This is a genomic window from Adhaeribacter radiodurans, from assembly GCF_014075995.1.
GTDB classification, from domain to species: Bacteria; Bacteroidota; Bacteroidia; order Cytophagales; family Hymenobacteraceae; genus Adhaeribacter; species Adhaeribacter radiodurans.
Map to the genome: position 1 here is coordinate 2,610,219 of NZ_CP055153.1, position 22,864 is coordinate 2,633,082.

Consider the following 22,864-nt stretch of genomic DNA (forward strand, 5'->3'; position numbering starts at 1 on the left):
ACTTACGATTTGGACTTATTAGGGGCCTTCCTAACTGGGGCTTTCTTCGGGTTTTCTCCGCCGTTTAAAGAAGTGCGATTAGCTTCTAATTTAGGATTGATGGAATTAGGTAAAGCAGAATTGGTTCGTTGCCCACCCTTGGCCGAATGACTAGAAGTACCATTAGTACTGCTGGTTAACGCTCGCCGGGCAGAAATTGCTTTAACTGGACTTTCCGGAATATGCCGGATAGATCGGCTTTGTTGGTAAAAACGATTATCTTCTAAAAGCTTAAAGGCGGAAATACCTAATTGAAGATCTTCGGCAATTTCATTTAACTGCTGACTTGAAGCCGTCATTTCCTGCATTGAGCTTGATAATTGTTTGGCTGTACCGGCTACTTGTTGAGTACCAGATGCGGTTTGCTCGGCAATCGCTACTACTTCTTCCACGTATTTTACTACGTCGGCAATGGAAGATTTCTGCACTTCGGTAGCGGTTAAAATATCCTGTGAAGTACGTAAGGTTTCCCCGCTGGAAGTAGCAATGTTTTTAAAGGCTCCGGAAGCTTCAAAAGTTGCATTTTTACCTTTTAATACCCGCCCTTCCATGGTAGAAATAGCCGCTGCTGCCGAAGATGTATCCTTCTTAACATCGTTTACTAATGTTTCAATCTCACTCGCGGATTTACGGGAGCCTTCGGCTAATTTCCGGATTTCTTCGGCTACTACGGCAAAACCACGACCTGCTTCGCCAGCCCGAGCCGCTTCAATAGCCGCATTTAGAGCTAATAAGTTAGTTTGGGAAGCAATATCCGTAATTACGCCTAAGGATTTAGAAATTTCCTGCGACCGAGTACTTAATACTTCAATAGTTTTAGCAGTTAAGGCCGCGGCGGAAGATATTTCTTCCATGTTTTTCACTACTTCGGCAACGGTTTTTAAACCAAGCTGCGAGGTTTCTTCCCCTAAAATGGCGGCCCGGTTCACTATATCGGCTTTATTAGCGGTAGCTTTCGTCGCTTTCATGATTTCCTCGATCAATTTGAAGGCTTGATCGGTTTTTAAAGCTTGGTTTTGCGCTCCTTCGGCCATTTGCTGCATGGCTAAAGCTACATCTACCGTAACGCGGCTCATGTCTAAACCTTTATTTTCCATTTCTTCAGAAGAAGAACCCACTACCTGAGAAGACTCATTAATCTCTCCGAGTAAAGAATTTAAATTTTCTACCGCAAGATTTAAAGCATTAGACATGGAAAGCAAATCTCCGGTAGTATGAATTTCTACCTTCTGGGTTAAATCACCTTCTGAGATAGCCCGTACTACCCGCGATACTTCCAATACCGGAGTTACAATGGATTCCAGTAAATCATTTAAAGTATCTACTAATTCTTTCCAAGAACCACCTACTCCGTGTACCGTAGCCCTTTCGGTTAATTTACCTTCCACTCCAGCTACCCGGGCAACCCGGCTTACCTCACCCGCTAATCGGTTCAGGTCATCCACCATGCGGTTAATAGTTTCTGCCAGGTCTGCAACTTCTCCCTTTGCTTCTAAAATTAATTTTTGAGTTAGGTCTCCTTTCGAAACGGACGTTACAATTTTAACAATGCCCCGCACCTGGGTGGTTAGGTTACTGGCCATGGTGTTTACATTATCGGTTAAGTCTTTCCAGACCCCACCAACATTGGGTACAGCCGCCTGCCCGCCTAATTTACCTTCAGTACCTACTTCCAAGGCCACCCGGGTTACTTCGCCAGCAAAGATGTTCAGGGAGTCCACCATCTGATTCAGAATATTTTTGAGTTCCAGGATTTCACCTTTCACGTTCACCGTCATTTTCTGACTTAAGTCGCCTTTTGCTACGGCTGTGGCCACATTAGCAATATCGCGTACTTGCAGGGTCAGGTTGCTGGCCATGGTGTTTACATTATCGGTGAGCTCTTTCCAGGTTCCCTGTACTTTTGGTACATTGGCTTGACCACCCAGTTTTCCTTCGGTACCTACTTCCCGGGCTACCCGGGTTACTTCATCGGCAAATATGTTGAGGGAATCCACCATCTGGTTGATGTTATCTTTTAACTGCAAAAGCTCGCCTCTAACATCTACCGTAATTTTCTGGGTTAAGTCGCCTTTTGCTACCGCGGTGGCTACGTTGGCAATATCGCGTACCTGGCTGGTTAAATTGGACCCCATGGAGTTTACATTATCGGTCAAGGCTTTCCAAACACCCGCTACATTCGGTACGTTGGCTTGTCCGCCTAATTTACCTTCGGTACCTACTTCTAAAGCCACTCGGGTAACCTCGCCCGCAAAGATGTTCAAAGAATCCACCATTTGGTTGATGTTCTCTTTTAATTGCAAGAGCTCGCCTTTTACATCTACCGTGATCTTCTGACTTAAATTACCCCGGGCAACAGATGTAGCCACATTGGCAATGTCGCGCATCTGGCTGGTTAAGTTACTGGACATTAAGTTCACATTATCCGTAAGCGCTTTCCAAACACCCGCTACATTCGGCACTGTTGCCTGTCCACCGAGTTTTCCTTCGGTACCTACTTCCCGGGCTACCCGGGTTACTTCATCCCCGAAGATGTTCAGAGAATCCACCATTTGGTTGATGTTCTCTTTTAATTCTAACAGCTCTCCTTTTACATTAACCGTAATTTTCTGGGTTAAATCGCCTTTCGCTACGGCTGTTGCCACATTAGCAATATCCCGCACCTGACTCGTTAAGTTACTAGCCATAGAGTTTACGTTATCGGTCAAAGCTTTCCAGGTACCGCCAACATTGGGAACAGTAGCTTGCCCGCCTAATTTTCCTTCCGTACCTACTTCCAAGGCCACCCGAGTTACTTCTCCAGCGAAGATGTTCAAAGAATCCACCATTTGGTTGATGTTCTCTTTCAGTTGCAATAGCTCGCCTTTTACATCTACCGTAATTTTCTGGGTTAAATCGCCTTTCGCTACGGCGGTGGCAACGTTAGCAATGTCGCGTACCTGGCTCGTTAAATTACTTGCCATGGAGTTTACGTTATCGGTCAAAGCTTTCCAAACACCGGCTACATTCGGCACGTTGGCTTGTCCGCCTAATTTCCCTTCGGTACCTACTTCCAAGGCCACGCGGGTAACTTCCCCGGCAAAAATGTTCAGGGAGTCCACCATCTGGTTCAGAATATTTTTGAGCTCCAGGATTTCACCTTTAACGTTCACCGTCATTTTCTGGCTTAAGTCTCCCTTTGCTACGGCTGTTGCTACATTAGCAATATCGCGTACCTGACTCGTTAAGTTACTCGCCATGGAGTTTACGTTATCGGTCAAAGCTTTCCAGGTACCGCCAACATTGGGAACAGTAGCTTGTCCGCCTAATTTTCCTTCGGTACCTACTTCCAAGGCCACCCGGGTTACTTCCCCGGCAAAAATGTTCAAAGAGTCCACCATTTGGTTGATATTCTCTTTCAGTTGCAAGAGTTCGCCTCTAACATCTACCGTAATCTTCTGACTTAAATCACCCCGAGCCACCGAAGTAGCTACGTTCGCAATGTCACGCACTTGACTGGTCAGGTTACTAGCCATTAAGTTTACGTTGTCAGTCAATTCTTTCCAGATACCCGCTACTCTGGGTACAATGGCTTGGCCGCCGAGTTTTCCTTCGGTACCTACTTCCCGGGCTACCCGGGTAACTTCATCCCCGAAGATGTTCAGGGAATCCACCATCTGGTTGATGTTCTCTTTTAATTCTAACAGCTCCCCTTTTACATTAACCGTAATTTTCTGGGTTAAATCGCCTTTCGCTACGGCGGTGGCAACGTTAGCAATATCCCGTACCTGGCTCGTTAAGTTACTAGCCATGGTATTTACGTTATCGGTTAACTCTTTCCAGGTACCGCCAACATTGGGTACTCTGGCTTGCCCACCCAATTTTCCTTCTGTACCTACTTCACGGGCTACGCGGGTTACTTCATCCCCGAAGATGTTTAAAGAATCCACCATCTGGTTGATGTTTTCTTTCAACTGCAACAATTCACCTTTTACATCTACCGTAATTTTCTGGGTTAAATCACCCTTGGCTACGGCAGTGGCTACGTTGGCAATATCCCGCACCTGGCTGGTGAGGTTACTTGCCATAGTATTTACGTTATCCGTTAAATCTTTCCAAACACCAGCCACATTTGGTACCGAAGCCTGCCCGCCTAATTTTCCTTCCGAACCTACTTCAAGAGCCACCCGGGTAACTTCCCCGGCAAAAAGATTAAGGTTATCAATGGTGCGGTTAATGGTTTCGGCCATTACTTTGAAATCGCCGGAAACCGGAATCTGAAACGTTTCGTCTAGATTTCCTTTCGAAATATTTTTTAAAACTTTGCCTACTTCTAAAACCGGAACAGCAATGGAATCGACCAGGCCATTAATATTATTAATCATGTCTTTCCAGAATCCGGAAGCACTTTCGGCCGAAGCCCGCGCTTTTAAGTTTCCTTCTACTCCGGCTACTTTGGAAATGCGCGATACCTCGCCGCCTACACCTCCAATCATTTCCACCATAGAATTATACGCTTCGGCTATTTCCGCAAAAATATCATCGTCTTGCTTGGTAAGCCGAACAGACACATCGCCTTTTTTAAAAGCATCTAAAGCATACAAAACCCGGTTAAGTTGTTCATTCAGGTAATTTTGTTCACGGGTATCAGAACCATCGCCGGCCATAGAAGATTTGCGGGCAGAATTACCGCCAGCAGAAATTCGAATTGCTCTTATGTCTCTCCCGTTTTTAGGTAAGGTAGAAGCCTCCGAAACAGAAATAGGTTCTTGAACCACTTCTTTAATTGCAGCTGGATTAGGAGCTTGTTTTGCTTCCGGTTTAGCAGCAGCATTTGCTGGAGACGCTTCAGGCACCTTGCTAGTTTCCGGTGGAGCAATCAACTTATCTTTATTCAACTTCATGTTTTTTCCTAAAGCCATACGATATTTAAATAAAAGTACTGATTCTGATAATAATAGCTGCCAAAGTAAATTCTAATAAGATATTACCTTATTTATGGACATTTAAAGATATAAAATATTTAGATTATAACCGGTAATTGTAAGTCACGGCGAAGCGAGTAATACCATTTTATATACAGGAAAACTTTGTTGATAGAACAGGTTATAATCGAAAACAATCCTGTAAAAATAAACAAAACCCCACAATTTACCACGCCATTAGTAAAGTATAAGGGCGAGCCAGTAATAAGTAAAAGCAAAATTTAGGTATTTATTGGTTGGGGTTTAATTACCTATATTATATTTCCAGGAACTCTTTCGCTACAGCTAAATAATCTTGCGCCCCGTTAGAATTAGGGTCATAATCCAGTATGCTTTGTCCAAAAGAAGGGGCCTCGGCGAGTTTTACGTTTAAACGGACTTTGGAACGGAAAATCTTTTCGTCTACACTTTCTTGTAAAAATGCTTCTACTTCTGAGCTAAGCTTCCGGCGTTTATCATACATAACTATCACAATACCTTTTATTTTTAACTTAGTATTTAAAGTAGATTTAACTTGTTTAACAGTGGCTAAAATCTGATTTAAACCTTGTAAGGTTAGTACTTCCATTTGCAAGGGAATAAGTACCTGTTGCGAAGCCGTTAAGGCGTTTACGGTTAAGACGGAAAGCGAAGGCGGGCAATCAATCAGGATAAAATCAAAAATTTTTACATTGGCGAGAATACTTTTTAAAAAACTTTCTCTTTTTTCCTGAGTAACTAACGATATTTCAATGTCAACTAATTCGTGCGAGCCGGGAGCAACCGAGAAATTGTCGTCTTTATCAACTATAATTTCTTTAAGTTTTTTGTTACCCGTAAAAACATCTGCCAAAGTAAATTCAGGCTCGGTAATCCCTAAGGAATACGAAAGATTACTTTGCGGATCTAAATCAATAAGTAATACTTTTTTACCCAGTTTGCTTAAAGCCCTGCCCAGGTTAATAGTAGTAGTGGTTTTGCCGGTTCCACCTTTCTGATTAATTATTGATACAGTAGTAGTTGCCATAGTTTAGATAAACCTTCGCTTACGATTAAATTATTAGCTATAAGGTTAGTTAAATTTTGTTGGTTCGCTGCTTGTATTTAGTTTTTTCCTGCTACTTAATGTAATTTAAAGTTAACCGTAAATATTAGTATGTAACCGTACAAAATTATTTACTAAAATTGATGGTTAAGATTTTGTTATTATAATATTGATTTTCAATAACTTAAATTATTTAAAAGTCTGACATCTAATATCTTGGTACTTATATCTTCTTAGTTAGGTTCATGTCCTTGTGCTAAGGTATACTCCAATTCCGTCCAATTATCCATTTCAAACCAAAGGTGGTGCATACTACCGGTGGGCACATTTCCCTTATACGTACCGCTTAAAGTAGCTATTAACTCCGATACTCCAGGATTATGGCCTACCAATAAAATTACAAAACGGTTTTTATCTAATGCACTTAGGGACCTTAGAAGTTGGGTTAGGGAAGCATTATATAAATCTCGGATAGGTAATATAGCATCTTGATTAATAGTAAATTGATTAGCAATTATAGAAGCAGTACTCAAAGTACGAAGAGCACTGCTGCACACGATTTGGTCGGGCTTTAAACCGGTTTGCTGCAGCCATTTACCTGCTTGAACTGCTTGTGCTTTTCCTTTCTCAGTTAAGTCACGGTCGAAATCAGCCTGGTGAAAAGAAGGGGTTTGCGCCTCTCCATGTCGACATATAAATAAGTGATACCGCATAAATGCTATTGAACTTGTAAGGTAAGATTGGGGTTTTAAAAGTACAGTTTGATATTGAATTTTAACAAAAATGCTTTAATCGGAAAAGGGCAAGTTTGTTGTATTTTAGAAAAAATAATCATCTTTGAGAAAAAAAGGCCGGTCGGTCGAGTAGTTAGAGCACATAAATGGTTAAAAACTTAGTAATTGTTGAGTCGCCTGCCAAGGCAAAAACTATTGAAGGTTATTTAGGGAAGGACTTCATTGTTAAATCTAGTTTTGGTCACGTTCGCGATTTGCCCAAAGATAATAATGCGATTGATATAAAGAATGGCTTTAAACCCACCTATATTGTTTCGGCAGATAAAAAAGATGTAGTAGCGGAATTAAAGAAGTTAGCCAAAGAGGCAGAGCTTGTCTGGCTCGCTTCCGACGATGACCGTGAGGGAGAAGCTATTTCTTGGCATTTATCTGAAGCCCTAAACTTAAACGATAAGAAAACGCGACGCATTGTATTCCGGGAAATTACTAAAAATGCTATTTTAAACGCTATTGAATCGCCCAGGGGTATTGATATTGACCGCGTGAATGCGCAACAAGCGCGTCGTGTGTTAGACCGATTGGTGGGTTTTGAATTATCGCCGGTACTCTGGAAAAAAATTAAGACTGGTTTATCAGCGGGTAGGGTACAATCCGTAGCGGTACGCCTGGTGGTGGAGCGCGAACGGGAAATTGAGCGGTTTAAGGCCGAATCTGCTTTTAAGGTAATTGCTATTTTTATCGTGAATGGCAAGAAACTGGAAGCAGAGCTACCTAAACGTTTTAAAACCCAGGACGAAGCCCAGGCTTTCTTAGAAAAATGCCGCGGTGCGGAGTACACCATTGAAAATTTGGAGAAAAAGCCTTTAAAGCGTTCCCCGGCTGCGCCTTTTACTACTTCTACTCTACAACAGGAAGCAAGCCGTAAACTAGGATTCTCCGTGTCGCAAACCATGACGGTAGCGCAAAAGTTGTACGAAGCGGGTAAGATTTCTTACATGCGTACCGATTCAGTAAATTTATCTAAAGAAGCTGTTGATGGAGCAATTGCCCGTATAACAGCTGCCTTTGGAGAAGAATATGTAAAAGTACGCCAATACAAAAATAAATCGCAATCCGCGCAGGAGGCGCACGAAGCAATTCGGCCGACTGATTTCTTCGCGAAAGAAGTTTCTTCTGACCGGAATGAACAACGTTTGTATGAGTTAATCCGGAAACGGGCCATTGCCTCTCAAATGGCCGATGCCGAAATTGAAAAAACAACGGCTACTATTAAAATTTCTACAGTTAAAGAAAAGTTTATTGCTACCGGCGAAGTCATTACTTTCGAAGGTTTCCTTAAAGTGTACATTGAATCGAAAGATGACGGGGAAACGCAGGATGATGATGTAAAAGATATGCTGCCTCCTTTAACCATAGGACAATCCTTAACTGCTGAGAGATTACAAGCTACGCAGCGGTTTTCACGTCCGGCACCACGATATACCGAAGCCAGTTTAGTAAAAAAACTTGAAGAAATGGGTATTGGCCGTCCTTCTACTTATGCTCCTACTATTTCTACTATTCAAAAGCGTGGTTACGTAGAAAAAGATAACCGCGAAGGAAAAGAACGCAAATACCAAGTATTAACTTTAGTTAAGGATACCATTGCTGCGGAAACAAAAACCGAACTGGTGGGAGCAGAAAAAGCAAAATTATTCCCGACCGACATGGCGATGGTGGTAAATGACTTTTTGGTAGATTATTTCCCGAGCGTAATTGATTATTCTTTTACGGCTAAAGTAGAAGAAGAATTTGATCAGATTGCTGCTGGCACAAAGGCTTGGGATAAAATGATTGAACATTTTTACAGCGGTTTTCACGAAACAGTTACCTCCAGCCAGAATGTAGAACGATCTACTATAAGCGGCACGCGCGAATTAGGCGTTCATCCGGAAACGGGTAAAAAAATTACGGCCCGGTTAGGTCGGTTTGGGCCCTTTGTGCAAATGGGTGAAGAAAACGAAGACACCAAAGAAAAGCCGGTTTATGCCAGTCTGCGCAAAGGCCAGTTTTTAGAAAGCATAACTTTAGAAGATGCCCTGGAGTTATTTAAATTGCCCAGAATAATCGGCACTTTTGAAGAGAAGGACATGACTGCCGCCATTGGACGTTTCGGTCCGTTTGTCCGACACGATAACAAGTTTTATTCTCTGCCCAAAACATTAGACCCTTTTACGGTTAGTGCCGAAGAAGCTTTTGAACTTATTCAGAACAAACGGAAGGCTGACGCGGAGAAATGTATTAAATCTTTTGCCGAGAATCCGGATGTACAGGTATTGAATGGTCGTTTTGGGCCTTACATTGCCGTTGGTAAGAAAAACGTTAAAATTCCGAAAGATAAAGTTCCGGCCGAACTGACCCTGCAAGAATGCTTAACGCTTGCGGAACAAGCACCGGATAAACCAGCTCGAGGTGGTTTTAAGAAAAAGGCGGAATCAACGACTGATACTCCTACTAAAACCACCGCAAAGAAAACAACTACTAAAAAGCCAACTACTAAAAAAACAGCTGGAGCTAAAAAAGCAACTGCAACAGCTAAAAAGAAATAATTTCAATATTAATTTACCTAATCTTAAAGCGAAGTAAGTTTTTACTTCGCTTTTTTATTTTACAGGTTTAACATTTCATAAAAATTGTAGTAAGCAAGAATTTAAGAGTTCTTATGGCAGCACGCAAGAAAATAGTAGTATTAACAGGAGCCGGTATTAGCGCTGAAAGCGGCATCGCCACTTTCAGGGATGCGAACGGTTTATGGGAAGGCCACGACGTAATGGAAGTAGCCTCGCCGGAAGGATGGCATCGGAATCCAGAATTGGTGTTAAATTTTTATAACGAACGGCGTAAGAAGGCGAACCAGGTAAATCCTAATCCTGGGCATCTGGCACTGGCACAGTTAGAAGATAAGTACGACCTTACCATCGTCACGCAAAATGTAGACGATCTTCATGAAAAAGCAGGCTCTACGAATGTAGTGCATTTACACGGTAAATTATTTGAATCGAGAAGTACTGTAGATGAAAATTTGGTGTACCCGATGGATGGTTGGGAATTAAAAATGGGAGATTTGTGCGAGAAAGGTTCGCAACTCCGGCCTAATATTGTTTGGTTCGGGGAAATGGTGCCCATGATGGAAACGGCCGTGGAAGAGACCCAAGAAGCAGACGCCTTTATGGTAGTTGGCACATCATTATTGGTGTATCCGGCGGCTGGCTTAATTAATTATGTACCCCGCGGAATACCCGTTTACGTTATTGACCCAAACTTACCAGCGGTAACTAAACGCCCTAGTTTGTATTTAATAAATGAAATAGCCAGTACCGGAGTGCCCCGAGCCATAGCAATGTTAGAGAAAGAATTCAATTAAAAGTAATATTCAATGAAGACTTTAACTCCGGAAAGTTATAACTCTAATATTGCTGCTTAACTATTCTTATAAAATTAGTAAATCAACAGTGATTATTTAATCTAGATTGCCCCACACTTTAGTAGAATCATAGTATAATTTACCCGATTGAATTTGCAGAGGCGAGAGTATATTATTTTGGTATAACTGACCGGTACCTAAACCTTGCTCCCGCTTTACCTCGAATTCAGCGGTAAATTGACTAATGGCATTTAAGCCAATATTGGATTCTAAGGCAGAAGTCATCCACCAATCCATTCCTTGCGCTTCTGCCAGGTTTATCCATTCCTGCGTAGCGGCAAAACCACCCACCAAGCTAGGTTTTAAAATAATATAAGCTGGCCGTATAGTGGATAGTAACTGCTGTTTTTCCTTCTTATCTACAATGCCAATTAATTCTTCGTCTAAAGCAATAGGAATAGGAGATTGGCTGCATAAGTATGCCATTAATTCTGGCTGCTTGGGTTTAATGGGCTGTTCTATGGAATGAATAGTAAAAGCGGCTAACTGCTCCAATTTTTGTAAAGCATCTTCCGGACGGAAAGCGCCGTTCGCATCTAACCGAATTGTTAAGTTAGAAGCAGAGGCTACTTCGCGGATTTGCTGAAGAAGCATTAACTCGGTTGTAAAATCTAAACCGCCAATTTTGAGTTTCAGACAAGAGTAACCTTCCTGCAGTTTCTTTTCAATTTGCTGCTGCATAAATTCCCGGTCACCCATCCAGATTAAGCCATTTATAGGAATACCCGCTTCGGAATGTGAAAAAGAATTCGAGAAAAGCTTTCGTTGCCCTTTATTCTGTAAGTCCAGCATAGCCGTTTCTAACCCGAAGCGCACGGAAGGCCAGTTTACTAAATCATATTTTCGGATTATTTCTGCTACCGGCAGTGTTTCAATTTCGAGAGATAAATTATTAAATTGTTTAACCCAATTGTACAGCCATGTCTCGTATTCTGGTCCGTATTCCGGGCTCAAACCGGGCAAAGGCGCACACTCCCCCACTCCTATTATTTCTGGCTCCAGATTATCCCAAATTTTCAAATAATATACTACATGTTGCTGCATAGAACCCCTAGAAGTACGGGCGTCGAATTTAAACTGAAGTATTTTTTTTTGTAAGGCGGCGCACAGAGCCATAATCTTTTAAATTTATTTTAAAAAAAGTAAATTTTTTGTTGCTTTAACTTTTCTAATGGACTTTATCTTCTCTGAGTATAAGCTTAAAACTAATTTTCGCTTAATATTTCTTGTAATAGTAGCCACATTTTCTTTCGCTGTTGAATTTTAATGGTTACTAATTTTTCTCTTTGCTGATAAAAGTTACTTAGATGGGCTTGACCTATAAACTTTTAGTTATAAAATAAGTTATACCCAGAAACAATTATGAAGGAGATATTCAGGATGGATGTTCTTACTGTTATTACGGAAAATTACTTAAAGCGCTTCCTGGAAATCAGGGATCAAACGGAAGCTTTGTGCCGCCCCTTATTGCCCGAAGATACCGTAGTACAGCCAATGGTGGATGTTAGTCCGCCGAAATGGCATTTGGCCCATACCAGTTGGTTTTTTGAAACCTTTATCTTACAAAAGTATGCGCCAGATTATACCGTATTTCACCCGGAATATAATTATCTGTTTAATTCATATTATAACTCAATTGGTAGCCGGATTATGCGCCAAACCCGCGGTACACTTACCCGTCCGCCCATTGAAGAAATTTACCGGTATCGTGCTTATGTAAACGAGAATGTGGCAGATTTACTAAATCAACTTACGGATAACATTTTAATTGAAATGTTGCCAATTTTTGAGTTGGGTCTGCAACACGAACAACAACACCAGGAACTCCTCGTTACCGACATTAAATATATTTTAAGTACCAATCCTTTAACTCCGGCTTTACTTCCGGCTGAAAAGTACGTGAGCCCGGAAACCAGCTTGCCTAAACCAGAATATTTACCGGTTGCAGCCGGTTTATATGAAATTGGGTATACTGGTACTGATTTTTGTTTTGATAATGAATTAAGTGTTCATCAGGTTTGGTTAGATGAGTTTGCTTTTCGTAATCAATTAGTTACCAACGGAGAATTCCTGGAATTTATAGAAGCAGGCGGTTATCAGAACTTTAAATACTGGCTGCATGAAGGTTTTGAATTAGCTAAGCAAGAACACTGGGAAGCTCCTTTATACTGGACCAAACATACCGATGGCTGGTACCGGTTTACTTGGCATGGCTTACAAAAAGTAAATTTAAATGCTCCTGTTACCCATATTAGTTTTTACGAGGCCGATGCTTTTGCCAATTGGGCGGGCAAACGACTTTTAACTGAATTTGAATGGGAAGTAGCAAATCAACAATATGCCACCAATCGTAAAGCGGGCAATTTTTTAGAAAATGGCTATTTCGATCCCCAACCTTTTTCGAAAAACCAAGTAAATGCCAACCAATTTCTGGGCGATGTTTGGGAATGGACGTACAGTGCGTACCAACCTTATCCGAGGTATAATAAAGCGGAGGGCGCTTTAGGCGAGTACAATGGTAAATTCATGATTAACCAAATGGTATTGCGCGGTGGTTCCTGTGCTACGCCCCGCAGCCACATTCGCCCTACTTACCGTAACTTTTTTCACCCGGATAAAAGATGGCAATTTACCGGCATCCGGCTCGCGACAAAATAGACATGAACAATAATTCGTATATAACAGGGGTAAATAGCGCAACTTTATCCTTCGAACAACAGCAATTTGCCCTGGATGTGGTGCAAGGATTAAGTAAAAAGCAAAAAACTTTATCGTCGAAGTATTTTTACGATGGGGTGGGTAGCAAGCTTTTTCAGAAAATAATGGAGTTGCCGGAATATTATCTTACCCACACCGAAACGGAAATATTTACCCAACAAAAAGAAAAAATTATTTCTGGCTTTTGCTCCGACCAGCCTTTTAATTTGGTTGATTTAGGTGCCGGCGATGCTGCTAAAACTAAAATTTTGCTTCGAGCTTTATTAAAAAGATACACAAGGTTTTCTTTTGTTCCGGTGGATATTTCATCAGATGCATTACAGGAGCTAAAAGAAAACTTGACTCAGGAACTTCCCCAATTAACCGTAGTACCCTTAGCTGGTGATTATTTTGAAGCATTAACGCAATTAAAACAAGAATCCGGAATTCGGCAGGTGTTGTTGTTTTTAGGCTCTAACATTGGTAATTTTACTTACCCGGAAATTCAGGTATTTCTTAAAAAACTACGCCAGTTTCTACAAACTGGCGATCAGTTACTAATTGGCTTCGATTTAAAAAAAGATCCGCGCATTATTCGCCAGGCGTACGACGATGCAGCAGGTGTTACCGCCTCTTTTAATTTTAATCTTCTGCAAAGAATGAACGATACTTTTGCCGGTAATTTTAATTTAAAATACTTTCAGCACTTTGCTGAGTATAATCCGGTAACCGGCGAAATGAGAAGTTATTTAATTAGTACCCGCGATCAGCAAATTACCTTACAGGAACTGGATTTTACTTTTTCTTTGCAAGCCTGGGAAGCTATTCATACCGAATCCTCGTATAAATTTTCAAAAGCAGAAATCCAGGAATTAGCAGCAGAAGTGAATTTAGAAACAGAACTGATTTTTACAGATGCAAATCACTACTTTGCCGATGTGTTATTTCGCATCCGCTAAGCTAAGTTGGTAAAATGGAATTAATAAATATGGCTTCTGGGGCGGCTTATTTTCAAACTGCCGAAATTGTACAGCAAGCTGCCATTAACGCTATAAAACAAGGCTTTACTTCTTACGGTCCCACCGAAGGTTTACTGGTTTTACGCGAAGCCATTGCTCAGCGATATCAGGAAGTAAATAAAGTAAAAATCTCGCCGGATAAAATTCTGATTACGACTGGGGTAAAACAAGCGCTTTTCAATTTGTTTCGGACAGTTCTTAAACCTGGCGATGAAGTGATTGCCCCGGAAGCTAATTGGTTTGGCTTTCACGAGTTAATCGGGGAAGTTCAGGCAAAGTTAGTTATTCTACCTACTTCACCGGATGATGAATACACCATTCATCCGGAGGTTTTAGCCCAGGCAATTACTTCTAAAACCCGTTTATTTATTTTATGTAACCCAGGTAATCCTACAAGCAGAATTTATTCGGAAGCAGATATAGAAAATCTACTTTCGGTTTTAAACCAACACCCGCAAGTTATTATCCTATCGGATGAAATTTATGATTTTGTAGCTTTTACAAGTCGGGTACCTTCTTTGCTAGAATTTAACGATGAGATTGATCGCTTTGCAGTAGTAAATGGGTTTTCTAAATCCTTCGCCATGTCGGGTTGGCGGATTGGTTATTTAATTGTTCCGGAAAGATATTATCAAACTTGCTATAAATTTCAGGAAAATACTATTTCAGGAGTGAGTCCTTTTATTCAAATAGCAGCAGCAGTGGCTTTACAGAACTACCAATCGATATTAGAGCCCATGCATATTATTTTAGTCCAGAATAGAAATTATATTTGTTCTAAGTTGCAGGAAATTGGTAACATTTCTTTTAACGAACCCCAAGCAACTTATTACGTTTTCGCCGATTTAAGTTTTTATTTACAAAAGAAAACCACTGAGGGTAAATACCTGGAAAGTAGTATTGCCTTATGTCAGTATTTAAAAGCAGAATATGCTTTAGAACTTTTAGCCGGTGATTACTTTGGAGCCCCTGGTTTTGCCCGAATTTCTTTTGCCTTAGAGCCAAAACAATTAAAGGAAGCTTTAGAACGCCTCCAGACTGGCTTACATGCTTTGCACGAGTAGTACCCTGTAGATTAATGGCATATAAGTCAAAAATTTTCGCACGAATTTGCCTTGCATTTATAGGGAGGGCATTAAACTCTAAAAAGTAGAGGCATGGAAGTAACTTCCGCGTTATAGTTGGCAGATTGGTTCACACGACTTGCACCAGTAGTATTCCGTGGATGAGTGGATTGTGAAATATAACTTCTGAAATTATCGTACTTTTGCCGGTTCGCTTTTTTTCTTCTTAAATCAATGCTGGCAACTGATCTTAAATCAAATTTTAAGCAAAATTTTCATATCGCCTATCCGGTTGTATTAAGTCAGTTGGGGCATATTCTGGTAACAGTCTGCGACAGCATTATGGTAGGCCGCACGGGCACGTTGCCTTTAGCGGCGGCTTCGTTGGGTAATAGTGTTTTTACCTTATTTATGGTTTGGGGTTTAGGAATATCCATGGGCATTACCCCTTTAATTGCAGGTGCTGATGGCCGGAAAAATCGCCGGCGAATTTCTTTATTGTTATTTAACGGTACTTTGGTTTGTTCTGCCGTGGGGGTTATTCTGTTTTTACTGGGTTATAGCTTTTCTCCTTACTTATATCTCTTAAAACAGCCGCCCGAAGTAGTCCGGTTGGCTATACCTTACTTGCACCTGTTATTTTTTTCGCTCATACCTTTAATGGTTTTTCAAGGGTTACGCCAGTTTGCCGAAGGCTTATCTTTAACGCGCCAATCCATGTATATTTCGGTGGTAGCTAATATTGTTAATTTTGGGTTAAACTATTTGCTCGTTTTCGGCAATTTAGGATTTCCGCGCCTGGGATTACAAGGAGCCGCTACTGCTACTTTAATTGCCAGAACTATGATGCCCATTATGATGGGAATGTATATTTGGCAGTCACCCAGATTTACGGAATATCGGCATGCCATACAGCGAAAGCTAATTTCTTTTAAACACATGCGGCGCGTGATTCAGTTAGGATTTCCGATTGCCGTGCAAATGGTTTTTGAAATGAGCGCTTTTAGTTTTTCCGCCATTATGATTGGTTGGTTGGGTGCTAAGCAACTGGCGGCTCACCAAATTGCCATTAACGTTGCCGCCGTAACCTACATGATGGCTACTGGAATTGCCGCTGCGGCCACTATTCGAGTAAGCAATGAGTTAGGCCGGGGCCGGTACCAACAAATGCGTCAGGCAGGCTTTAGCAGCATCTTAATGGCTTTGCTGTTCATGTCGGTTATGGCAATAGTACTTATCTTAAGTAAAAGTTTTATTCCGCTCCTGTTTGTTACGGATACCCAGGTAATTCAAATGGCGGGCGGATTATTAATAATAGCGGCACTCTTTCAATTATCAGATGGCGTGCAAGTGGTTGGTTTGGGGGCATTGCGCGGTTTAGAAGATGTAAAAATGCCCGGTTTTATATCTCTTTTAGCTTATTGGATAGTGGGTTTACCAACGGGCTATTTTTTGTGTTTCCACGCGGGTTTAGGGGTAAACGGCATTTGGTTAGGATTATTAACCGGATTAACAATTGCCGCTTGTTTGTTATTTATTCGTTTTAAAAAATTATCGGCCAGCTTCGCACGAAGAACTTAGTTTTTTAGTTATTACTACAACAACTCTTAATTTTTTGGCTGCTTAATTATATGCTAATCCAAATTTTACTTGTGCTCTTATTCTGGATAAAGGGCGACAATTCCCATTCATTTGTACTAGTAAATTCCAATTTTGATACTTCCAAAAAAATAGTAAATTCTTCTATAGATTGGAGCAGTAACCGAAGGTTAACCTGGGATGATTTTCAGAAAGAAGTTGATGTAAACGATCCGCTTCATGCTTTGGCTTCTACTAATATTGGAGTGCAAGCCACCTGTAAAAACAACCAAATGGTTTTTGATGTTAAATGCCAGTTTGCTATTAATGAATCCTGGTCTAAAAACAAAAATTCCGAAGAATTACTGCAACACGAACAATTGCACTTTGATTTAACTGAAGTATATGCCCGCTTACTGCGCCAGAAACTAAGCCAGCAAAAAAGTTTATGCACCGGTGATAAAACCAGATTTAAAGCTGTAGTAAACAAAGTTTTTGCTGATTGGCAAAAAGCGCAGCAACGCTATGATACAGAATCTAAGCACGGTTTAGATGATATAAAGCAAGCATATTGGACCAAAACAGTAGCTTCGCAGCTAGAATCTCTAATTGCATTTGCTTCTGATGCTACAGATAAAAGTACGGCTAGTTTCTAAGGGAAGCTCAGCATAAATTGTGTTTAGTTAGTTTTGATTCTAAAAAATTTTTCATAAAGAAAGCCACTATCTAAAAGGTAGTGGCTTTTTTATAAAGTAAAACGCTTCTATATTTTAGTATTCAGAAATTAAAAAGGTTTTCCCAAGTCAGAAAGTGCCGGACCAGTTATTACCTTACCGTATGGATCAAAACGGGAACCGTGGCAAGGGCAATCCCAGCTTTTTTCCAGGTTATTCCAGCTAACTATACAACCCAAATGCGGGCAAACGGCCGAACGTTCGTGAATTACCCCGTTCAGATCACAGTAAACTGCAATTTTATTCACTCCTTTGCGCATAATTTTGCCAGTACCGGGCACGGCTCCTTCTAAACCACCAATTTCGCCGGGGGTTACCCAATCTTTATATTGCGCCGCAACATTTACGTTTTCTTTGATAAACTCCAAAGCCGATGGCCCCGAAAAAGTTACCCGATCAGGACTATATAATTTTTCCCAGGCATTAGTCCGTCCCATAATTATATCGGTAATTAAAATGCCGCCAATGGTGCCATGGGTCATACCGTGCCCAGAATCGCCGGTAACAATATATACATTATCTTCTCCGGGGTTTTTACCAATATAGCCTAAATAATCTACCGGCTCCATTACCTGCCCCGACCACTGATACACTACCTGGCCCGCCATAGGAAACTTTTCCCGAACCCATTCTTCTAAGCAGCGCAATCGTTCACGCTCATCGGTTTCCTGGCCGGTTTTATGGTCTTCTCCACCCACAATCATTACATTATAAGTATCCTGACCAACCTGGTTGGCATCCGGGTGATGATCCTTTACCAGTCGAATGTAATGGTAAGGGTCGGAGTTATCCCAATAAAGCGCGTTTGGTACGGCATCTTCTAATATTTTTACACCAATTACATAGGTGCGGTAAGGAGCTTGTTTGGTGTGGATAGTTACCCAATCATTAATGGGAGTGTTGGTTGCTACCACCACCTGATTGGCAGAAATCGTGTATCCGGCTTCGGTTTTAACCCGGACAATTCCATTATTTTCAAAAGATTGAACGTGGGTATGCGTAAAAATTAAACAACCTTCTTTGTCCAGAATTGCTTTGCTCAATCCGGCCAGGTATTTGGTTGGGTGGAAATGCGCTTGGTCGGGAAAACATAAAACGGATCCTTCGGATAAACTTGGAACCGGGCACTTTTTCAATTTAGTAACGCTGGTAAAACCTAGTTTCCAGCAGGCATCCAGTTCTTTATCCAGTTCATCTTCTGAGTCGCTGGGCTGCACAAATAAATAGCCGTTTACCCGTTCAAAATCACAATCAATATTTTCTTTTTTAGCAATTTCTTCAATCTTGCGAATGGCTTCGGTGTGGCTTTCTGCGGCTAAACGGGCATTTTTTTCACCGTGAAGCTTAATAATTTTATAGTAACGATCGTCTAAGGCATTAGAAAGATGCGCCGTGGTGCGGGATGTTTCGCCCCCGCCTATTTCTTTAGACTCTAATACAATAACTGTTTTTCCTTCTTGCGAAAGTAAATAAGCGGTAGTTAATCCTGATATACCTGCTCCCACTACGCAAACATCGCACTGCATATCGGCTTGTAAGCTAGTAGTAAAAGGCATTTCTACCCCGTGTTCCCAAATAGACAACGTGTTGCCAGATTCGTTTTTCATAGTTTTATTTTTTATTTCAAGGCGAAAAGTAAGGATGGTTTTATAAGCAAATACAATTTTTAATTTTGGCAAAATAAAACCGCTTTGCTTTGATTACGACCAGCAAGCGCTTTAGTTACCAACCCTTTACTTATCTGTATTATGGATCAGATTTCCTGGAACGATTTTGAAAAAGTAGACTTACGAGTAGGTACCATTACCGAAGTGCACGCATTTCCGGAAGCTCGCAAGCCTGCTTATAAAATATTTATTGATTTTGGGGCATTTGGAATTAAAAAATCAAGTGCCCAGATAACGGTAAATTATGCAAAAGAAGAATTAATTGGCCGGCAAGTGGTAGCGGTAGTAAACTTTCCGCCCAAGCAGATAGGTAAATATATTTCGGAAGTTTTAATAACTGGTTTTGAAGATGCTAATGGAAACATTGTTTTGGCTCAACCACAAAGCCCATTACCAAATGGCACAAAATTGATGTAGTTCAATAGTTGCAGGTTGTAAGTTGGAGATTGTAAGTAGTAAGATGTTTTAGAAATAGATATGAAGTTATTAATTTACTATTTTTTTTCTGTATCTAAATCAAGAAATAATTCTAGCCTTAATTTAACTTGCAATTTGTAACCTGCAACTCGAAACCTCAAACCTGTAACTCCAACCCAACTCACTACGGTTGTTTTGCTTTGGATAGCGTTTCGCGTACGGTGAGGCTGTCGATTACTTTCTCGTAAATTTTATCAAGTCCGTTCAGGTTACGCAAGTAGTATTGGTAGCTGTTATTAAAATCAGCTTCTTTAACCTGGTGCTTTTGTAGAATTTCACGGTGCATTTTCCGGTAAACGGCATCGCCGGAATCGGGCGGTAGACCAGCATTTTCAATTTGAGCTTCGGCCAAATGCACGTCAATCATAATGCTGGTCATTTCTTCTTCGGAGAGTAAATGGGCAGGTTTAGGTTCGCCGGCCGGAGCACACCGAATTAGTAAAAAAAGCGTTAGTACTAAAAAGAAATATTTCACGAATGAATATTAGCTAAATAAATTCTAATTTTAAAATTGGAGAGAAATGGTTAGCCCTTATGAAAGACCTGGTTAAAAAGCTGCAAAAGTACGAGATTCGCATCAGAAAGGCAATTAACACTCAAATGCAAGGCAATTTTCATTCCGTATTTAAAGGTACCGGGCTGGAATTTGACGATGTGCGCTCCTACCAGTACGGTGATGATGTACGGGCTATTGACTGGAACGTTACGGCCAAAGGCCACGGCACCTTTATTAAAACTTATAAAGAAGAAAAAGAGCAATCCGTTTTTTTAATTCTAGATGTGAGTGCCTCGCAGGCAATTGGTACAGTGGGTCAGCAGAAAATTGATATTGGTAAAGAAATATGCGGTGTTCTGGCTTTAGTAGCGGCCAAGCAAAGCAGCCAGATTGGCATCGTGTGCGTATCGGATCAAAAAGAAAAGTACGTAAAACCTGGATTAGGCATTGAACATGCCTATACTATCATTAAATCTATTTTTGAATTAAAACCAAAATCATTACGCACCAATCTGGCCGCCGGAATTAAATTGGCTTTAAGTATTATTAAACGCCGGAGCATTATTATTCTTATCTCCGATTTTATTGACCAGAATTATGAGCGAGAATTAACTATGCTCGCCAAGAAACACGATTTAGTTGTAATTCAGTTGGTTGATAAACGCGAAGTAGATTTTCCGGCTATGGGCATTATTCCTTTGCTGGATAAAGAAACTGGTAAAACCATTTGGGTAAATACTTCCTCTGCTACTTTTCAGCATAGTTATTTATCTACCTACGCCGACAATCAGGAAAAAATTGCTAAAATTTGCCGGAAATACCAAGCTAATTACCTTACCATTGATACTACAGAGGAATATGTGCCCCAACTTGTCAATCTTTTCAGAATCCGAAATTTAATGCGTAAAAGTGCGTAAAATAATTTTATCTTTTTTTTGGTTATTTACTTTTATATTTCCTTTTGCGGTTAAGGCCAGCGGTAAATTACCTATTGGTTTTTTTAAACGCGACTCTCTAAAAATTGGCCAAATTATTCCGTATACTCTTTATTACCAGCATCCTTCCAATGAGGAAGTAATATTCCCCGATTCGGCATTTTCTTTTGCTCCTTTTGAATTTGTTTCTAAAACTTTTTTTCCCACTCGAAGCAGCGGAGAAGTAAGTACAGACAGTGCCATTTATATGCTCCGAACTTTTGACTTAAGCGCTGTACAACACTTACAAATACCAGTGATAGTGTGGCAGAATGGGGCTTCTCAACAAATAAAGCCTGCTTCTGATAGTATATTTTTGCAGGAAATGGTAAAAGTTACGCCACAAAATGTAGCTTCCCTTAAATCGGCTACAAAGTTAATGGACGTGCGAAAAAGGTTTAATTACCCTTACGTACTGCTTGGCTTAGGTTTACTATTAATTTTACTATTAGTAATATGGGGATTATTTAGCCGCCGGATTGTGGCTAATTTTAAACTGTACAAATTAAAAAATGACCATAAAGCTTTTGTATCCAGGTTTAATGCGCATATAGAACGATTTAATCGTTCTCAATCATTGCAAAACATTGAAAAAGCCATTACTCTATGGAAAAATTATCTGACGCGTTTAGAAGGTAGCGCCATAAATTCATTTACTACCAAAGAAATTACTCAATTTTATGGCGAAGACGAAGATGTTGCTACCGCCTTACGCTTATTTGATAAAGCTATTTACGGTAACATGTTATCAGATCAATCTTCGGAAACCATTGTGGCTTTTTACTTGCTGCACCATTTTGCCGATCGGCGTTACGAATTTATAAAAGATCAGACACTCCATGTTGTCGTTTCCCGATAATGCCTTCGACTGGTTTGACCTGGAATGGTTTCGACTGGCCACGCTCCAATCTTTCGAATGGATCAATCCTATTTATTTGTACTTGTTGCCTTTAGTACCCTTTATATTTTTAGTACGTTGGCTCACCACGCTTCGGTTCCGCAAAAAGTTAGATATTGCTTTTTTCGAAGGTAAAGCCAAATGGCATTGGACTTCCATCTTACGCTATATTCCGGATATTATTTTTGGCATGTTTGCCTTATTGGTAATGGTAGCCTTAGCCCGGCCTCAGCGGATTAATGAAGTAATCGAACAATCTTCGGAAGGTATTGATATAATGTTGGTGTTAGATACTTCGGGCTCAATGGAGTTAAAAGATTTTAAGCCTAATCGGCTGGATGCTGCTAAAGAAGTAGCTTTGCGCTTTATTAAAGGCCGCTTTCAGGATCGAATTGGAGTAGTTGTTTTTGCCGGCGATGCCTATTCCTTAGCTCCTTTAACTACCGATTATGATTTACTCCGGGAAACCATTAAAGGAATTCATTTTAAAATGATTCCCAACGATGGTACCGCTATTGGCAGTGCCTTAGGTGTAGCCATTAACCGCATGCGCGAAGCAGTTACTAAATCAAAAGTTTGTATTTTAATAAGTGATGGAGAAAATACCGGCGGAAATATTGAACCGGCTGTTGCTGCCAGATTAGCCCATGCCTTTAATATTCGCATTTATACTATTGGAATCGGCGAAGATGGCCGGGTACCATTCGACACCAATGAAAAAGGCGAAATAGCCTACGTAAATACGCGGCTCGACGAAACGAATTTACGTGAAATAGCCCAGGTAGCCGATGGTCAATTTTTCCGGGCAACTACCACCAATGCTTTGCAAGAAATTTTTCGAAAAATCAATCTTTTAGAAAAGTCCGAAATAAAAGAACTACGCTTCCGAAACAACAACGATTACTACCAGATTTATCTTAAATGGGCGATACTTTTTCTGTTGCTCTGGCTTTTATCAAAAAACACTTTCCTGTCGAATGCTCTGGAAGATTAAGAATTGCAGATTACAAGTTGCAGGTTAAAAATTTTTATAATT

Annotated in this window: 17 protein-coding genes; 11 read left to right on the forward strand and 6 right to left on the reverse strand. The window is 40.6% G+C overall.

From position 1 onward, the window contains the following. Nucleotides 1–2: 2 nt before the first annotated feature. From HUW48_RS10790 to HUW48_RS10800, 3 genes are all read right to left on the reverse strand, one after another. Nucleotides 3–4,922, reverse strand: coding sequence for a HAMP domain-containing protein (locus tag HUW48_RS10790; protein ID WP_246343818.1), 4,920 nt, complete (start codon nucleotides 4,920–4,922; stop codon nucleotides 3–5). Nucleotides 4,923–5,259: 337 nt separating this feature from the next. Beyond that, complete coding sequence (locus tag HUW48_RS10795; protein ID WP_182415676.1) at nucleotides 5,260–6,009, reverse strand: ParA family protein; 750 nt, start codon at nucleotides 6,007–6,009, stop codon at nucleotides 5,260–5,262. A gap of 251 nt (nucleotides 6,010–6,260) precedes the next feature. Next, nucleotides 6,261–6,740, reverse strand: a complete 480-nt coding sequence (locus HUW48_RS10800) for a SixA phosphatase family protein (protein WP_182415677.1) — start codon at nucleotides 6,738–6,740, stop codon at nucleotides 6,261–6,263. A 167-nt stretch (nucleotides 6,741–6,907) separates the two neighbouring features. Here HUW48_RS10800 and topA point away from each other — a divergent pair, with 167 nt between their 5' ends. Beyond that, nucleotides 6,908–9,349 (forward strand): type I DNA topoisomerase, encoded by a 2,442-nt coding sequence (topA, locus tag HUW48_RS10805; RefSeq protein WP_182415678.1) that lies wholly within the window; start codon nucleotides 6,908–6,910, stop codon nucleotides 9,347–9,349. Between the two features lie 113 nt (nucleotides 9,350–9,462). Next, nucleotides 9,463–10,164, forward strand: coding sequence for an SIR2 family NAD-dependent protein deacylase (locus tag HUW48_RS10810; RefSeq protein ID WP_182415679.1), 702 nt, complete (start codon nucleotides 9,463–9,465; stop codon nucleotides 10,162–10,164). A 96-nt stretch (nucleotides 10,165–10,260) separates the two neighbouring features. Here HUW48_RS10810 and HUW48_RS10815 read toward each other — a convergent pair whose 3' ends face one another. Continuing rightward, a complete protein-coding gene (locus HUW48_RS10815; RefSeq protein ID WP_182415680.1) occupies nucleotides 10,261–11,340 on the reverse strand; it encodes an o-succinylbenzoate synthase in 1,080 nt (359 codons plus the stop codon). Between the two features lie 246 nt (nucleotides 11,341–11,586). Here HUW48_RS10815 and egtB point away from each other — a divergent pair, with 246 nt between their 5' ends. The 5 genes from egtB (at nucleotide 11,587) to HUW48_RS10840 (ending at nucleotide 17,238) form a co-directional block, all read left to right on the forward strand. Next, nucleotides 11,587–12,882, forward strand: coding sequence for an ergothioneine biosynthesis protein EgtB (gene egtB / locus HUW48_RS10820; RefSeq protein WP_246343821.1), 1,296 nt, complete (start codon nucleotides 11,587–11,589; stop codon nucleotides 12,880–12,882). Beyond that, the gene (egtD, locus tag HUW48_RS10825; RefSeq protein WP_246343826.1) at nucleotides 12,846–13,880 is read left to right on the forward strand and encodes an L-histidine N(alpha)-methyltransferase; all 1,035 of its coding nucleotides are present in this window, start codon (nucleotides 12,846–12,848) and stop codon (nucleotides 13,878–13,880) included. Before egtB ends, egtD begins: the two co-directional genes overlap by 37 nt. A gap of 14 nt (nucleotides 13,881–13,894) precedes the next feature. Continuing rightward, nucleotides 13,895–15,004, forward strand: a complete 1,110-nt coding sequence (locus HUW48_RS10830; protein WP_182415681.1) for a pyridoxal phosphate-dependent aminotransferase — start codon at nucleotides 13,895–13,897, stop codon at nucleotides 15,002–15,004. 234 nt (nucleotides 15,005–15,238) lie between these two features. Then, nucleotides 15,239–16,585, forward strand: coding sequence for an MATE family efflux transporter (locus tag HUW48_RS10835; RefSeq protein ID WP_182415682.1), 1,347 nt, complete (start codon nucleotides 15,239–15,241; stop codon nucleotides 16,583–16,585). Nucleotides 16,586–16,635: 50 nt separating this feature from the next. Then, a complete protein-coding gene (locus HUW48_RS10840) occupies nucleotides 16,636–17,238 on the forward strand; it encodes a DUF922 domain-containing protein (RefSeq protein WP_182415683.1) in 603 nt (200 codons plus the stop codon). A 128-nt stretch (nucleotides 17,239–17,366) separates the two neighbouring features. Here HUW48_RS10840 and HUW48_RS10845 read toward each other — a convergent pair whose 3' ends face one another. Beyond that, a complete protein-coding gene (locus tag HUW48_RS10845) occupies nucleotides 17,367–18,923 on the reverse strand; it encodes an FAD-dependent oxidoreductase (RefSeq protein WP_182415684.1) in 1,557 nt (518 codons plus the stop codon). A gap of 141 nt (nucleotides 18,924–19,064) precedes the next feature. Here HUW48_RS10845 and HUW48_RS10850 point away from each other — a divergent pair, with 141 nt between their 5' ends. After that, complete coding sequence (locus tag HUW48_RS10850) at nucleotides 19,065–19,400, forward strand: tRNA-binding protein (protein WP_182415685.1); 336 nt, start codon at nucleotides 19,065–19,067, stop codon at nucleotides 19,398–19,400. Nucleotides 19,401–19,584: 184 nt separating this feature from the next. On the opposite strand, the gene HUW48_RS10855 is transcribed toward HUW48_RS10850, so the two are convergent. After that, the gene (locus HUW48_RS10855; protein ID WP_182415686.1) at nucleotides 19,585–19,935 is read right to left on the reverse strand and encodes a DUF4296 domain-containing protein; all 351 of its coding nucleotides are present in this window, start codon (nucleotides 19,933–19,935) and stop codon (nucleotides 19,585–19,587) included. A gap of 59 nt (nucleotides 19,936–19,994) precedes the next feature. On the opposite strand from HUW48_RS10855, the gene HUW48_RS10860 reads away from it, so the two are divergent. Genes HUW48_RS10860 through HUW48_RS10870 form a run of 3 tightly spaced genes read left to right on the forward strand, consistent with a single transcriptional unit; the run spans nucleotide 19,995 to nucleotide 22,822 of the window. Then, nucleotides 19,995–20,873, forward strand: a complete 879-nt coding sequence (locus HUW48_RS10860) for a DUF58 domain-containing protein (protein ID WP_182415687.1) — start codon at nucleotides 19,995–19,997, stop codon at nucleotides 20,871–20,873. Next, entirely contained in the window at nucleotides 20,866–21,789 is a 924-nt protein-coding gene (locus HUW48_RS10865; RefSeq protein WP_182415688.1) for a hypothetical protein, read from the forward strand. Before HUW48_RS10860 ends, HUW48_RS10865 begins: the two co-directional genes overlap by 8 nt. Beyond that, a complete protein-coding gene (locus HUW48_RS10870; RefSeq protein WP_182415689.1) occupies nucleotides 21,770–22,822 on the forward strand; it encodes a vWA domain-containing protein in 1,053 nt (350 codons plus the stop codon). The genes HUW48_RS10865 and HUW48_RS10870 overlap by 20 nt, the downstream gene beginning before the upstream one ends. Nucleotides 22,823–22,864: the final 42 nt, after the last annotated feature.